This window comes from Stutzerimonas stutzeri (genome assembly GCF_000590475.1).
Taxonomy (GTDB): Bacteria; Pseudomonadota; Gammaproteobacteria; order Pseudomonadales; family Pseudomonadaceae; genus Stutzerimonas; species Stutzerimonas stutzeri_D.
Genome location: NZ_CP007441.1, coordinates 2,557,882 through 2,572,348, shown reverse-complemented (window position 1 = coordinate 2,572,348; position 14,467 = coordinate 2,557,882). Strand labels below are relative to the sequence as shown.

The following is a 14,467-nucleotide window of genomic DNA, read 5'->3' as shown; positions in this document are numbered from 1 at the left end:
GTCGTCACATTACACGCTTGGTGCTTGGGGGCGGACCTTCTACGCTGGAGGGAGAACGCCCTTAGGAAGCACCCATGTATAAAGACCTCAAGTTTCCCATCCTCATCGTTCATCGCGACATCAAAGCCGATACCGTCGCCGGCGAGCGGGTCCGCGAGATAGCCGTCGAGCTCGAACGCGACGGCTTTCATATTCTCCCTACCGGAAGTTCCGCCGAAGGCCGCATCGTCGCATCCACACACCACGGTTTGGCTTGTATCCTGGTGGCTGCCGAGGGCGCCGGGGAAAATCAGCGGTTGCTGCAGGATGTAGTGGGCCTGATTCGCGTCGCGCGGCGGCGCGCTCCACAATTGCCGATCTTTGCGCTTGGTGAGCAGATCACCATCGAAAATGCTCCGGCCGAAGCGATGGCGGACCTGAACGAGTTGCGCGGGTTGCTCTACCTGTTCGAAGACACCGTTCCGTTCCTGGCTCGGCAGGTCGCCCGGGCTGCCCGGAGCTATCTGGACGGCCTGCTACCGCCGTTTTTCCGCGCGCTGGTTCAGCATACCGGTGACTCCAACTACTCGTGGCACACACCGGGTCATGGCGGTGGCGTTGCGTTTCGCAAGAGCCCGGTCGGCCAGGCTTTCCATCAATTCTTCGGCGAGAACACCCTGCGTTCCGATCTGTCGGTCTCGGTGCCGGAGCTCGGCTCGCTGCTTGACCACACCGGGCCGCTGGCGGCGGCCGAGGCTCGTGCGGCACGCAACTTCGGTGCGGACCATACGTTCTTCGTGATCAATGGCACTTCGACGGCGAACAAGATCGTCTGGCACTCGATGGTGGCGCGGGATGACCTGGTCCTGGTGGACCGCAACTGCCACAAATCGATACTGCACTCGATCATCATGACCGGGGCGATTCCGCTCTACCTGACACCGTCGCGCAACGAACTCGGTATCATCGGTCCGATTCCTCTCGAAGAATTCTCCCCGGAATCGATTCAGGCCAAGGTCGATGCGAATCCGCTGGCTCGCGGACGACCACCGCGGGTCAAACTGGCTGTGGTCACCAATTCAACCTACGACGGTCTCTGCTACAACGCCAACCTGATCAAGCGCACCTTGGGCAACAGTGTCGATGTCTTGCACTTCGACGAGGCCTGGTATGCCTACGCAGCCTTTCACGAGTTTTACGATGGCCGCTATGGCATGGATACGCGCGAGCAAGGGCCTCTGGTGTTCACCACGCATTCGACGCACAAGGTGTTGGCGGCCTTCAGCCAGGCCTCGATGATCCATGTGCTCGACAGTCAACAGCGGCAGTTGGATCGGGATCGCTTCAACGAAGCCTTCATGATGCATATCTCGACGTCTCCGCAATACGGCATTCTCGCCTCGCTCGATGTAGCCTCGGCGATGATGGAAGGCCCCGCCGGGCGCTCTCTGATACAGGAAACCTTCGACGAGGCGCTGAGTTTCCGCCGGGCGCTGGCCAATCTCCGCCAGCATCTGGCGCCGGACGATTGGTGGTTCAGTATCTGGCAACCCTCCGCGGCGGATGGAGCGGACGAGCTGGTTACAGCTGACTGGCTACTGGAGCCGGAAGCTGACTGGCATGGTTTCGGTGATGTGGCGGATGACTACGTATTGCTTGACCCGATCAAGGTTACGCTGGTCACACCTGGCCTCACCGCTGGCGGTAAGCTGAGTGATCGGGGCATCCCCGCTGCGGTTGTCAGCAAGTTTCTCTGGGAGCGGGGGCTGGTTGTCGAGAAGACCGGTCTTTATTCGATCCTGGTGCTGTTCTCCATGGGGATCACCAAGGGCAAATGGAGCACGTTGCTGACTGAATTGTTGGAGTTCAAAAGGCACTACGACCATAACGTGCCCTTGTGCGATGCCTTGCCGACCGTCGCACAGGTCGGTGGCAGCCATTACGCCGGGATGGGGCTACGCGATCTGTGTGATTCCCTGCACGAGTGCTACCGCGACAACGCCACCGCAAAAGCCATGCGGCGAATGTATACGGCGCTACCGGCGCTGGCGATAAAACCGGCCGATGCCTACGACAAGCTGGTCCGAGGAGAGGTCGAAGCGGTACCCATCGAAGCGCTCGAAGGCCGTATCGCCGCGGTGATGCTGGTGCCGTACCCGCCAGGTATTCCCCTGATCATGCCGGGCGAGCGGTTTACTGCCGAGACGCGCTCAATACTCGACTACCTTGCTTTCGCCCAACGCTTCGCCGCGCGTTTCCCCGGTTTCGACGCCGATGTGCATGGGCTGCAGCATGAAGAGCATCCTGGCGGAACGCGGTATACGGTCGATTGCATCCTCGAGGAATAGGCGAATACTCGGCATTGAGCCGCGATAGCGGGATGTCAAAGCCGATGATGTGCAAGGGCGTGGGCTGCTTCACAACGTCCCTCATCGACTTTCACCCCGCTGTTGTTATAGTTGTTCGGCTGAGAACGGTCCCTGCGTAGGGCCTGTCCAACCTGTTTAAGGCACATAAGTGCCTCGGCTGTCGAGGATGATAGCGTGACCGAGTACCAAGCCTTCCGTGTGGAGTTGAAGGACAAGATCGCTCATGTGGCGATCAATCGACCTGACAAGGTCAATGCCATGAACGCTGCGTTCTGGAGCGAGATCGTCGATATTTTTAACTGGATCGACGATACGGACGATGTCCGGGTGGTGGTGCTGTCAGGCGAGGGTAAACATTTTTCGGCCGGTATCGATCTGCAGCTATTGGCGCAAGCCGCAACCCAGATGGGGGCCGACGTCGGACGCAACGCTGAGCGCCTGCGCCGTCAGATCCTCACGCTGCAAGCGTCGTTCAATGCTGTGGACAGTTGCCGCAAGCCGGTTATCGCGGCCATCCAAGGATATTGCATCGGTGGCGCGATCGATCTGATCACTGCCTGCGACATGCGTTACAGCACGCTCGACGCGCAGTTTTCCATCAAGGAGATCGACATGGGCATGGCGGCTGATGTCGGAACGCTGCAACGGTTACCGCGAATCATCGGTGATGGGATGATGCGCGAGCTTGCCTATACCGGACGCACCGTTGACGGCCAGGAAGCGCAGACCATGGGTTTGGTGAATCGAGCCTATGCCGATCAGCCGGCGCTGATGGCCGCGGTGTTCGCCCTCGCAGGCGATATCGCTGCGAAGTCGCCGGTGGCGATTCGTGGCACCAAGGAGATGATCCGCTATATGCGTGATCACCGTGTAGATGACGGTCTCGAATACATCGCCACGTGGAATGCTGCAATGCTTCAGTCGGCAGACCTCAAGGTGGCAATGGCTGCCCATATGAGCAAACAGAAACCGGATTTCGCTGACTGATGCATCATCTAAACGTTGCGCGGGAGGCGCGCTAGGCATGGTTACCGGAGCTACTTCACTCAGCCTGGTCCGCGATGAGTTATTCGCAACCATGGAGGAAGCCGAGCAGGGCCTCGAGCATTTCATCATCGATCGAAACAACGGCAGTCTGCTGCAGCAGGCCGTCGAGAACCTCAAGCAGGTTCGCGGAACCCTCAAGCTCATCGAGTTGACCGGGGCCGAGCTGCTCGCGCAGGAAATACTCCAGCTCGCCACCGATATTCCGGTTGGCGCAGGCGAGGAGCGGGATACCCAGCTGGCAGCGCTGAGTAATGCCCTGTACGTGCTCGGGCGCTATCTTGAGAGCGTTGATGCCAGCCGTCAGGAAATGCCGGAACTGCTCCTGCCACCGATCAACGCGCTGCGGCTCGTCAGTGCGCAGTCGCCGTTAGCCGAGAGTTTCTTCTTCAGTGCCCGACTCGATCATGCGCGACCACCGGTGGTGGCGGCAGTGCGAGAGCCTGCCGCGCGGATGACCGAAGCGCGCCGCTTAAGACAGATGTACCAGGTCGGTCTGCTGGGTTTCATTCGCGAAGATAACGCTCCCGCGAGCCTCAAGCTCATGGCGCGAGCCCTCAGTCGATTGGATCTGCTGTTCGCCAATACGTCTGCTGGTCGCCTGTGTTGGCTGGGGGGGGCGGCGTTGGAGGCCCAGCTGGATGGCCAGCTGCTACCGCGTCAATCACGCAAGCAACTGTTTTCCAGGCTCGACCGGGAGCTTCGGCAAATCAACAGCACCGCGGCGTACGAGCCTCCGCGTGTCCTGCTCAAGGAATTGCTATATCTGGTTGCGCTGGCGGAGAGCAGCGGGCCCATGGCCACTCAGGTTCGGGAGACATTCTCGCTTGGCCCGCTGCCCTTTACCGATCATCTGCTCGAGGACGAGTCCCAGCGCCTCGCCGGGCCCGGCCAGGCAGTGATGCGCTCGCTGTCATCGGCCATTCGTGAAGAACTGGCGAGTCTCAAGGATCTGCTGGACCTCATCGAAAGGCAGACGGCGCCGAGCGAATCGTACGCAAATCTGCACAGCCTGTTGGGCAAGCTGGCGAAAACCCTGGGCATGGTAGGCCTGTCTTCTGCCTCGAGCACCTTGCACGCACAGCTTGCCACGGTCTCTGGTTGGAGCACCGAACAGGCGCCGGATTCCCAAGCGTTGCTGAAGCTAGCCGACGCAGTGCTCTATGTCGAGAGCATGGTGGCAAGCCTGGAGCGCGGGGAGCGCCGTGAATCGCGGCCTCAGATTGCACAACCGGGCCAGGAAGCTGAAGCCTTTGCCAATCATCAACTCACGGAGGCCTGCATTGTTGTGATCGGCGAAGCGACCGCGGGCCTGGCGTTGGCCAAGCGCGCTATCACAGCCTATCTGGAGTCCAATGGGGAAAAGCTGCATCTGGCCAACGTCCCGTTCAGCTTGATGGCGGTTCGAGGCGGGTTGCGTTTCCTTGAACAGGATCGGGCTGCCGAGCTGATCGGCGCATGCGCCGACTTCATTCAGAAGCAGATGCTCGAAGGCGTGCAGATGCCTCCAGAGCAGATGCTCGAAACCCTTGCCGATGCCTTGACCAGCCTCGAGTACTACCTCGACGGTGGCGCGATACTGCGGCGCGACGACTCTCGCGCCAGTGTCTTGGATATTGCGTCCGAGAGCGTCCGCGCGTTGGGCCTTCCGGTGGCTGCCTGATGGACCTGCGCTGGCAGCCTGCACTGCTCGATCCCTCAAGCGAAGGCGGATGGGCCGTTGTGCATTGCCAGCAGGGTTTCCTTTTTGATGCCAACGGCGTGCTGTTTCCGAGAGGCTGGCTCAAGCGGCTCGAATTACCTGTGCTCAGTGAACAGGGCCTGGGTTACTTCGAGGGCGATTCGGTGTTTCTGTTGGAGTTGGCTCACCCTGCCGAAGTGCCTGGTGCTGCCTGGCAGGGCCTGCGTCAGTTCATGATGCAGGACGATGATGTAGACAGGTTCCGTATGCTCGGCTTCGCTGCGCAGATTGGTACCTGGGCCAGTCATCATCGCTTCTGCGGTAGCTGTGGCAACCCGATGCGTCAACATCCGACAGAGCGGGCGATGCAGTGCGAGAGCTGCGGCATTCATCATTACCCGCGCATATCTCCGAGCATGATCGTTCTGGTGACGCGTGGCGACGAGTTGCTGCTGGCACGTTCACCACGCTTCGCGCCGGGTGTATACAGCACGCTGGCAGGCTTCGTTGAGCCCGGCGAATCGGTCGAGCAGTGCGTCCGGCGCGAAGTGCACGAGGAGGTCGGCGTTTTGATTCAGGAGCCTCGCTACATCTGCAGCCAGGGCTGGCCGTTTCCGCACTCGTTGATGCTTGGCTTCCACGCGGAATATGCATCGGGCGAGATTGTCATGCAGCCTGAAGAGATCGAAGACGCCGGCTGGTTCTCCATCCACGATCTGCCAGCACTGCCGGCAGCAAAATCCATTGCGCGTTACTTGATCGAGCTGTACCTGGCTCGACGTTCAGGCCGCCCCGAACCAGTGCTGCCAAGCTAATCTCAGGCTCAATGCAAGCACGACCGAGATAAAGATCGGTCGAATGAACTTCGATCCACCCTGGATCGCTGTGCGTGCCCCCAGATAGGCACCAACCATCAATGCGAGCCCCATGCCGATCCCCAATGCCCAGGCAACCTGGCCACTAATCACGAACACGGCAAGCGCAACACCATTGCTGACGAAATTCATGCTGCGCGCCACACCGCTGGCCTTGAGCAGGTCGAGCGGGTAGATCAGCATGTTGCTGACGGTCCAGAAGGCCCCCGTACCGGGGCCGGCCACGCCGTCGTAAAAACCCAATGTCAGCCCTTGCGGCCATTGTCGGCGCCTGCCGATCAACGCTGCATCTTCTCGAGGCGTGATCGGCACGCGACCGAACAGCAGGTACAACCCACAGGCGAAGACCACCAAGGGCAGCATCTGATTAAGCCAGCGGGCGGGGATCAGATGCGCCAATCCCGCGCCCAATGCCGCGCCTATGGCAGTAGCCATGAGCGCGAATCGCCATTGTCTGGGGTCGAAGAGCTTGCGGCGGTAAAAGGTGAAGCTTGCCGTGGCCGAGCCGAAGGTCGCACACAATTTGTTGGTACCCAGAACCAGATGTGGCGGCAAGCCGGCTGTGAGCAATGCGGGTAGGGTCAATAGGCCACCACCCCCAGCGATCGCATCGATGAATCCTGCAAAGAAGGCAACGGCCATCAGAGCGGCCAGTACCAGCGGGTCCGTGGCAAATTCAAGCATTGGCATGCAGTGTCACTCGTGAGCAAATCGGTGAAGACAGGCGGGGCATGATGCCGCTTGCGCTGCTGCAAGCCAATCGCGAGCTGGTTAGACGCGGCTTCGGTCGTTTCGGCCATGACGCAACGACAACAGAATGTCGACTCGTAGTCAGCGTTTCTATCTGCTGCTGGCTGCCCTCCGTAGCGCTGTCGATAATGTTCCGTCAAATTTTCCGGGAATGTGGCGATGCAATATCTGGGGCTTGCAGTGGTTGTCGCGTTGCTTGCGCTGATCACTGCGCTGATAGCGGTGCGTATGCTGGTCCGTCGCCACTGGTTGTTGGGTGGCTGCAAGGCACTGTCGGGATGTTGATCCTCGCACTGGGTGGTTTGATTGGCTTGATCGCCTGGGACGTCACCACTTATAAGGCACTGGAGCAGGACGCACCCCTAGTGTCGTTATCGTTTCAGGCCGACGGTCAACAGCGCTATCAGGTGAAGGTGGAAGAGGGCCAGCAGATCCGCTTTGTCACGCTGGAAGGTGATCTTTGGCAACTCGATCTGCGTGCGCTTCACTGGAAAGGTTTGGCAACGTTGATCGGTTTGAAACCCGGCTATCGGCTGGAGAAGCTTTCCGGTCGTTACCTTGCTGTCGAGCAGCAGGACCAGGCTCGCCATCCGCATGTTGAGCTCGGAAAAAGCCGGTTCGGCGTCGACTTCTGGGCGTGGTTGCAACGCTGCCAGTGTGCACCGCTGTTTCTCGAGGCGCAGCCCCGACGGGTGAGCTATCTGCCAATCGCCGACGGCGCTACCTATGCGGTTGAGATGGCACCCACGGGTCTGCTGGCGAAACCGGCGAATGCGGCAGCTGAACAGGCTATGAAGGATTGGTGACAGCAAGACTTCATTGTCTAGTCCTGAAATAGGTTTACACCTGTTTCACCTAAACGTCCGGTGCATCGCATCGGGCGTTTGATATTTCAAAGATTGGTGCGGACGCTCGCGGTTGTATATTGCTACCGACTCGCTCACCATCTTCTTCGCCTGGGTTAAATCCTGTGGTCTCTTGAGCAAAAGCTCGGTCTTCAATATCCCGTTGACCCGCTCTGCCAGGGCGTTTTGATAACAGTCATAGCCGTCCGTCATCGAGCACCTGATGCCGTGTTTAACATGCAGCGCCTGGTACGTTCCCGAGCAATATTGGCTACCTCTATCCGAGTGGTGGATCAGCGGCTGCGCGGTTTGACGTTGACTCACCGCTCGACGCAACGCCTGAGCTACCGACTCGGTGTGCAGGTTTTCATGAACGTGATAGCCCACAATCTTGCGTGAAAAAGCATCCGTCACAAGGCTTAGATAGGCCACGCCTTCTTGGGTGGGCAAATAGGTAATGTCAGCCACCCAGACTTGCTCCGGGCCGCTTGGGACTACCTGCTCAGGACCCGGCTTGAGCAGGTTCGGATGCCGCCGGAAGCGGTGATGGCTGTCAGTCGTTTTGTGATACGCCCGCTTGCGGGACACCAATAAACGTCTCTCACGCAGGATTGAAAACAGACGGTCTCGGCCCACTCGCAGCTGATGCCATGGCTGGCAATGCAGCAAATAATGCAGCTTGCGCGTCCCATGCGGGGTTGCCGCAGACGCTTTTGCATCACGAAATCACTAACTTGCTGATCCAGAGCCAGACGCGCAACCTCGGCGCGATTGCGCTTGTAGTAAGCCTGTCGGCTTATCCCCATGAACCGGCAAGCCCTGCTGATGCTCAGGGTTTGGACGCGCTTTTGCGAGAGGACTTGCCGGGACGCTTTTTTATGACAGATAGACCATAGTCAGTTTGCAAGACATCCACGACAGCTTCGAAAAACTGCGCTTTCTGATTGGACAGCTTGAGTTGCTCTTAAAGTTCTTTGATGCGTTGCTCTGGCGTTAGCGGGCGGTTTTGCTCGGGCATGGTCCCCATCCTCGGCGAGCCGATGTATGCGCCTGGATTCCAGTTTTGCCGACCGTGCTTGCGTAACCACGTCAGAACGGTCGTCTTGCCTTGAATCCCGTAACGCTCCTGAGCCTCTCTATAGGTCAGCTCGTCTTTTTCGACCTGATCGACGACCGATAATTTAAAAGTCATCGTGTAGTCTCGCTGGCTACGCCTTTCTGCTGATTCCATCGCATCCTCCTGGAAAACAGGTCAGAAGGTGTAAACCCTATTCAGGACGGGACACATCCAACAAGAAAGGGAACCTGAAGGTTCCCTTTCTTACTTTCAGGCCTATCAGGCGAGGTAGCCGCCGTCCACGTTGAGCGACAGGCCTGTGGTGTAACTTGATGCGTCGCTGGCCAGATACAGCACGGCGCCGGCCATCTCACTCGGATCGGCGACGCGATGCAGTGGAATATGGCGCAGCGCTTCTTCGCGGATCGAGTCGTTCTTGACTAACGCCGAGGCGAACTTGGTGTCGGTCAGGCCCGGCAGCAGCGCATTACAGCGAATGCCTTGCGGTGCACACTCTTTGGCGAACGCCTTGGTCATATTGATCACCGCAGCTTTGGTGACCGAATAGATGCCCTGGAAGTTGCCTGGCGTTACGCCGTTAATGGAAGCGACATTGATGATGCTGCCGCCGCCATTTGCACGCATCAGTCTGCCAGCCTCGACGGACATGAAGAAGTATCCGCGGATATTCACGTCGACGGTTTTCTGGAAAGCCGAAACATCGGTGTCGAGGATGTGGCAAAACTGTGGATTGGTTGCTGCGTTGTTCACCAGAATGTCCAGACGACCGAATTGCTCGCGAATCTGAGCGAATACGGTCTGGATCTGCTCCAACTCACCGATGTGGCAGGCAACCGGCGTCGCTTTGCCACCCGCTGCGATGATCGCATCCGCGACAGCCTGGCAACCTTCGATTTTGCGGCTGGAGACAATGACGTGGGCGCCTTGCTGGGCTAGCAATTTAGCGATGGCCTCGCCGATGCCACGGCTGGCTCCAGAAACGAAAGCGATCTTGCCATCCAGATCGAAAAGGGTGGTTTTGCTCATGAATGTTCCTCTTGGTGAGCTGTGTTACAGCTTCGATTTATGGATGACTTGCAGGCTTATCTGTTCGAGCAGCATGTTCATCTGCACGAATTTGGCGAACCGCTGGTCCTGCGTCTGGCCATGGAAGTAGCGGTAATAGATTTGCTGCACGATAGCCGCCAGACGGAACAGGCCGTAGGTGTAGTAATAATCGAAATTGTCGATACGGATGCCGGCACGCTCTGCGTAGTAATCGACGAACTGCTGGCGCGTTAGCATGCCCGCGGCGTTGCTGGGTTGTTTGCGGATCACCTGCATGGGCGGCGGGTCCGTCGCCTCGATCCAGTAGGCAAGCGTATTGCCCAGATCCATCAGCGGGTCCCCAATGGTGGTCATTTCCCAATCGAGGACTCCGATGATTTCCATCGGGTTCTCAGGATTGAGAATGACATTGTCGAAGCGGTAGTCGTTGTGCACGATGCCAGGCTTGTGGTGGTCAGCCGGCATCTTGTCTCGCAACCAGGCTTTAACTGGCTCCCAGCCAGGAGCATCCGGTGTGGTGGCGCGCTCGTAGCGGTCGATCCAGCCGGTAATCTGGCGTTGCACGTAACCTTCAGGCTTGCCCAAATCGCCTAGGCCGCAAGCGCTATAGTCCACATTGTGCAGCTCGACGAACTTGTCGATGAAGCTCTTGCACAGCGCGGCTGTCTGTTCTGGCGTAAATCCGAGCTCAGCCGGCATGTCTTCACGCAGGATGATGCCCTTGACGCGCTCCATGACATAAAACTCGGCACCGATAAGCGCCTCGTCAGTGCAATGGACGTACGCTTTCGGGCAGTACGGAAAGCCGACGTTTAGCTGATTGAGGATTCGGTATTCGCGGCCCATGTCGTGCGCGGACTTGGCCCTGTGACCAAAAGGTGGGCGGCGTAGTACGAATTCCTGCTGCGGGTACTCCAGCAGGTAGGTCAGGTTGGACGCACCGCCAGGAAATTGCGAAATATGTGGGGAGCCTTCAAGTCCCGGAATATGGGCTTTGAGATATCGATCGATGACTTCGGCAGGCAGTTCTTCGCCTTCACGGATGCGGCTGGTCTGATCTGTAAGCGCCATGCTTGTCCCTTTTTTATTAGCGATGTCTTGATGAGCAGGTTCGTGGCGACTGTGCTCTGCAATGCCATCTGACCATCCGACCGCCTTAATCTAATGCGCTCCTAAGGCATCACCAAGCAAAGACGGTCGTTATTGGCCGGGGTGTTGCTGCGTAATCAAGGTGCTTTATGCTCGAACGTCATTAAAAAAGCGCACAAAAAAGCCGAAATCGTTCGACTTCGGCTTTTTGTGTCGCATCTCGGCAAAATCAGGCCGGGAACAGCTCACTCAGTTTCAGCGCAAGCATCATGTCGCCCTCAGCGCGCAGCTTGCCTGCCATGAAGGCCTGCATGCCGTCAGTTTCGCCGCTGATGACGCCCTGCATGGTTTCGCTGTCCATGATCAGCGTAACGTTGGCATCGGCGGACTCGCCCTTATGGAAATCACAGGTTCCATCCTTCACGACCAGATAGTAATTTTCCGCGTCGGTGATGTTGAATTGGAAAACCAGATCCAGACCGGCGGCAGCGCTGGGGTTGAACTTGGCCTTCATGCCCTGGATGGTGTCGTCGACGTTGCTCATCGGATTGTCCTTTTATCGTGGAAAAATATGCAGCCTCGGGCTGCCGTCGGGGGCGGAGCTTATCGATAGGTGACGAGCTCCGGATTCTTCAGTAATTCCAGGTGGGCATAGCTATTGAACGAAGCCAGCGCCACGTCGTTATCGCGGAATTTAAGGCGGCTAAAGGAGGTATTGACGATCTGCCAGTTCAATTCGAATGCTTTGATAGGCGGGACGCCGATAATCAATTGAAGCAGTGCGGTGATGGTCCCGCCAGACGTGAAAACGGCGATGTGGTCCTTTTTATTTGCCTGATCGAGCAAGCGGTGCAAACCTTCCTGGACGCGGTCAATAAAGCTTTGCCAAGTTTCCAGACCTTCTTTCTCATGCTCGCCAGAGACCCATCGACGAATCACGTAACTGAACAGGCGCTGGAATTCGGCTCGGTGATTGGTGGCATTGCTGAATATCTGCATCGCGTCAGGCTCAACGGCCAACAGATCGGCCATGTGCGCACGAATTACCTCATCGGCGCGAAACTCATTGAATGCGGGATCAATATCGATGGGGCACTCCTCTGGATGATGAGTGCCCATCCGCGCCAGGGTCGCCCGTGCGGTATCTCGCTGCCGGCTCAACTCTCCGCTCACGCAGCGGTCGAAACGAACACCCTGTTGCTCCAGGTAATCCCCCAAGGCTGCTGACTGTTGAAAGCCAAGCGGCGACAGGACATCGTAGTTTTCTGCGCCGAATGACGCCTGACCATGTCTGATCAGGTAGATACTGCCCATGTTCAGCTCCGGGACCCTGTTTTTCGCGAGGGTAGGGGGATCGACCTAGAGTGTCAACGATAAATCATACGTTTGTTTGAATTGGCTTTCGCTGGCTCAGGTGAGTGTGCAATCGGTATGCTTGGCCGCTTATGCCATGCCGAGTTTCCGCTGGCGAACGTAGATATTCTGAGGAGGATCTGTGGAATTTCTTGCTGACTATGCAAGCTTTCTGATTAAGACCGTAACGCTGGTGGCGGCTGTGCTGGTGATCCTAGTTGCGCTCGCCACTCTGCGGCGCGGAAGGGGCAAGCAGGCGGGGGGGCATCTGGAAGTCCACAAACTCAACGATTTCTACAAATCGATGCGTGAGCGTCTCGAGCAATCGCTGATCGATAAGGATCAACTCAAGCTGCAGCGCAAGCGTGAAGCCAAGGCTGCCAAGCTGGCGAAGAAAAAACCAGAAAGCCGTCCGCGGGTCTTCGTGCTCGATTTCGATGGTGATATCAAGGCGTCTGCGGTCGAAAACCTTCGGCATGAAATCACTGCGCTGCTGACCTTGGCCACGCCACAGGATGAGGTCGTTCTGCGCCTTGAAAGCGGTGGCGGCATGGTTCACGGATACGGACTCGCTGCCTCGCAATTGGTGCGCATTCGTGATGCCGGTGTGCCGTTGACGGTGTGTGTCGACAAGGTCGCTGCGAGCGGCGGATACATGATGGCGTGTATCGGCCAGAAGATCCTCAGCGCACCTTTTGCGATTCTCGGCTCTATCGGGGTCGTTGCGCAGCTGCCCAATGTCCATCGATTGCTGAAGAAGCATGACGTCGATGTCGAGATGCTGACCGCAGGTGAGTACAAGCGTACCCTGACGATCCTTGGTGAAAATACCGACAAGGGGCGGGAGAAGTTCCAGGAAGATCTGGAGACCACCCACGAATTGTTCAAGAACTTCGTCGCTCGCTATCGCCAGCAGCTGCCGATCGATGATGTAGCCACCGGTGAGGTCTGGCTGGGCATCGCGGCACTTGGCAAGCAGCTCGTTGATGAATTGAAGACAAGCGATGAATACCTAGCAGCCCGAGCCGGCGAGGCAGATCTGTTCCAGTTGCATTACGCGGAGAAAAAAAGCCTTCCGGAGCGATTCGGCATGGCAGCGAGTGCCACCGTGGAGCACGGCTTGCTGAAGGGCTGGACACGCCTTAACGAACAGCGATTCTGGCAATAAGGAGCAACTAATGCGTAGCTTCAAGGCGCTGCAAGCCAGCGAATATGCCGATGGCCGTTTCGAAACACGTGTTGTCGAGAGGGGAATCGATGAACTCCCTGCGGGTGAGGTACTGATTCGTGTCAGCTATTCATCGCTGAACTACAAGGATGCCTTGTCGGCCGGCGGCAACCGCGGTGTTACGCGAAACTTTCCGCACACACCAGGCATCGATGCGGCCGGCACTGTTGCCGAGTCGAGCGCCTCGGAGTTTTCTGAAGGCGATGAAGTCATCGTTACTGGGTATGACCTTGGAATGAACACGGCGGGCGGTTTTGGCCAGTTCATTCGTGTGCCGGCGGCATGGGTGATCAAGCGTCCAGCCGGGCTTTCCTTGCGCGAAGCCATGGTGCTCGGAACGGCGGGATTGACCGCCGCACTTTGCGTAGACAGGCTTGAACAGGCTGGCCTTGAGCCGGCAGCCGATGCGCCAGTTCTGGTGACCGGTGCTACCGGTGGCGTTGGCAGCATTGCGGTCGCTTTGCTGTCCCGTCTTGGTTACAGCGTCGCTGCGGTGACCGGTAAGGCCGATCAAGCCGCTTTCCTCACCCGGCTTGGTGCCGACCAGATCATTGAGCGTAGGGTGCTTGAGGAGGGCGCGGACAAGCCTCTTCTCAAGGAGCGGTGGGCTGGCGCAGTTGATACTGTTGGCGGCGATATTCTATTTAACGTCGTCAAATCGCTGCGGCGTGGTGCCAGCGTCTCGTGCTGTGGGCTGACTGCCGGGACGAATTTTCAGGGCAATGTCATGCCGTTCATTCTTCGCGGGGTGAATCTGCTTGGAATCGACTCGGTAGAAATCCCTCTGGTGGTCAAGGCATCGATGTGGGACAGATTGTCCGTGCAATGGAAATTGGCGAATCTGAATGACCTGGTTCAGGAGATTTCGTTGGAGGATCTGCCTGAAGCGATCGAGCGAATCCTGGCGGGCCGGCAGGTCGGTCGAATGCTGGTGCGGCTTGAATGAGGGGTGGGGCCTTTGCTTGGGCGGCTTCGGTTAATCGGCTATCGATCGCATAGCTAATCCCGATTTTGTTGCGTTGATCGAGTGAGAGAAGCTAGCGCCACTCCAACGCAACAGGAACGGGTCATGAGAGCACTAGCAGAGAAAATCATCGAAGCATTCGCCAAGAAGGAGCCGGCTGAAGCC

General features: G+C 57.9%; 11 protein-coding genes and 2 pseudogenes. 7 read left to right on the top strand and 6 right to left on the bottom strand.

The window, feature by feature from the left end; genetic code table 11:
- Positions 1–74 precede the first annotated feature (74 nt).
- The 4 genes from CH92_RS11820 (at position 75) to nudC (ending at position 5,888) form a co-directional block, all read left to right on the top strand.
- Positions 75–2,327, top strand: coding sequence for an Orn/Lys/Arg decarboxylase N-terminal domain-containing protein (locus tag CH92_RS11820; RefSeq protein ID WP_025241981.1), 2,253 nt, complete (start codon positions 75–77; stop codon positions 2,325–2,327).
- 195 nt (positions 2,328–2,522) lie between these two features.
- Positions 2,523–3,335, top strand: coding sequence for a crotonase/enoyl-CoA hydratase family protein (locus CH92_RS11815; RefSeq protein WP_025241980.1), 813 nt, complete (start codon positions 2,523–2,525; stop codon positions 3,333–3,335).
- Between the two features lie 37 nt (positions 3,336–3,372).
- Entirely contained in the window at positions 3,373–5,055 is a 1,683-nt protein-coding gene (locus CH92_RS11810; RefSeq protein WP_025241979.1) for a hypothetical protein, read from the top strand.
- On the top strand, positions 5,055–5,888 hold the full coding sequence (gene nudC, locus CH92_RS11805; protein ID WP_025241978.1) for an NAD(+) diphosphatase: 834 nt from the start codon (positions 5,055–5,057) through the stop codon (positions 5,886–5,888). Before CH92_RS11810 ends, nudC begins: the two co-directional genes overlap by 1 nt.
- Here nudC and CH92_RS11800 read toward each other — a convergent pair.
- The gene (locus tag CH92_RS11800) at positions 5,856–6,638 is read right to left on the bottom strand and encodes a TSUP family transporter (protein ID WP_025241977.1); all 783 of its coding nucleotides are present in this window, start codon (positions 6,636–6,638) and stop codon (positions 5,856–5,858) included. The genes nudC and CH92_RS11800 overlap by 33 nt on opposite strands.
- Before the next feature lie 219 nt (positions 6,639–6,857).
- On the opposite strand from CH92_RS11800, the pseudogene CH92_RS11795 reads away from it, so the two are divergent.
- A pseudogene (locus CH92_RS11795) lies at positions 6,858–7,504 on the top strand (hypothetical protein).
- Positions 7,505–7,549: 45 nt separating this feature from the next.
- On the opposite strand, the pseudogene CH92_RS11790 reads toward CH92_RS11795, so the two are convergent.
- The 5 genes and pseudogenes from CH92_RS11790 to CH92_RS11765 all read right to left on the bottom strand — a co-directional run bounded on the left by CH92_RS11790 (position 7,550) and on the right by CH92_RS11765 (position 12,071).
- Positions 7,550–8,774, bottom strand: a pseudogene (locus CH92_RS11790) (IS3 family transposase).
- Positions 8,775–8,879: 105 nt separating this feature from the next.
- Positions 8,880–9,647 (bottom strand): SDR family oxidoreductase, encoded by a 768-nt coding sequence (locus CH92_RS11780; RefSeq protein ID WP_025241976.1) that lies wholly within the window; start codon positions 9,645–9,647, stop codon positions 8,880–8,882.
- Positions 9,648–9,671: 24 nt separating this feature from the next.
- Positions 9,672–10,739 (bottom strand): phosphotransferase family protein, encoded by a 1,068-nt coding sequence (locus tag CH92_RS11775; protein WP_025241975.1) that lies wholly within the window; start codon positions 10,737–10,739, stop codon positions 9,672–9,674.
- 247 nt (positions 10,740–10,986) lie between these two features.
- A complete protein-coding gene (locus tag CH92_RS11770; RefSeq protein WP_025241974.1) occupies positions 10,987–11,301 on the bottom strand; it encodes an SCP2 sterol-binding domain-containing protein in 315 nt (104 codons plus the stop codon).
- Between the two features lie 59 nt (positions 11,302–11,360).
- Entirely contained in the window at positions 11,361–12,071 is a 711-nt protein-coding gene (locus CH92_RS11765; protein ID WP_025241973.1) for a histidine phosphatase family protein, read from the bottom strand.
- A 181-nt stretch (positions 12,072–12,252) separates the two neighbouring features.
- On the opposite strand from CH92_RS11765, the gene sohB reads away from it, so the two are divergent.
- Both sohB and CH92_RS11755 read left to right on the top strand, forming a co-directional pair.
- Positions 12,253–13,278 (top strand): protease SohB, encoded by a 1,026-nt coding sequence (gene sohB / locus CH92_RS11760; RefSeq protein ID WP_025241972.1) that lies wholly within the window; start codon positions 12,253–12,255, stop codon positions 13,276–13,278.
- 10 nt (positions 13,279–13,288) lie between these two features.
- A complete protein-coding gene (locus tag CH92_RS11755) occupies positions 13,289–14,284 on the top strand; it encodes a YhdH/YhfP family quinone oxidoreductase (RefSeq protein WP_025241971.1) in 996 nt (331 codons plus the stop codon).
- The last annotated feature ends 183 nt before the right edge of the window (positions 14,285–14,467 follow it).

What these genes read in the sequence shown, in the direction of transcription:
- nudC (WP_025241978.1), top strand. Translation starts at nt 5,055, where the DNA reads ATGGACCTGCGCTGGCAGCCTGCACTGCTCGATCCCTCAAGCGAAGGC.
- CH92_RS11775 (WP_025241975.1), bottom strand. Translation starts at nt 10,739, where the DNA reads ATGGCGCTTACAGATCAGACCAGCCGCATCCGTGAAGGCGAAGAACTG.
- CH92_RS11770 (WP_025241974.1), bottom strand. Translation starts at nt 11,301, where the DNA reads ATGAGCAACGTCGACGACACCATCCAGGGCATGAAGGCCAAGTTCAAC.
- CH92_RS11810 (WP_025241979.1), top strand. Translation starts at nt 3,373, where the DNA reads ATGGTTACCGGAGCTACTTCACTCAGCCTGGTCCGCGATGAGTTATTC.
- CH92_RS11765 (WP_025241973.1), bottom strand. Translation starts at nt 12,071, where the DNA reads ATGGGCAGTATCTACCTGATCAGACATGGTCAGGCGTCATTCGGCGCA.
- CH92_RS11820 (WP_025241981.1), top strand. Translation starts at nt 75, where the DNA reads ATGTATAAAGACCTCAAGTTTCCCATCCTCATCGTTCATCGCGACATC.
- CH92_RS11800 (WP_025241977.1), bottom strand. Translation starts at nt 6,638, where the DNA reads ATGCCAATGCTTGAATTTGCCACGGACCCGCTGGTACTGGCCGCTCTG.
- CH92_RS11755 (WP_025241971.1), top strand. Translation starts at nt 13,289, where the DNA reads ATGCGTAGCTTCAAGGCGCTGCAAGCCAGCGAATATGCCGATGGCCGT.
- CH92_RS11780 (WP_025241976.1), bottom strand. Translation starts at nt 9,647, where the DNA reads ATGAGCAAAACCACCCTTTTCGATCTGGATGGCAAGATCGCTTTCGTT.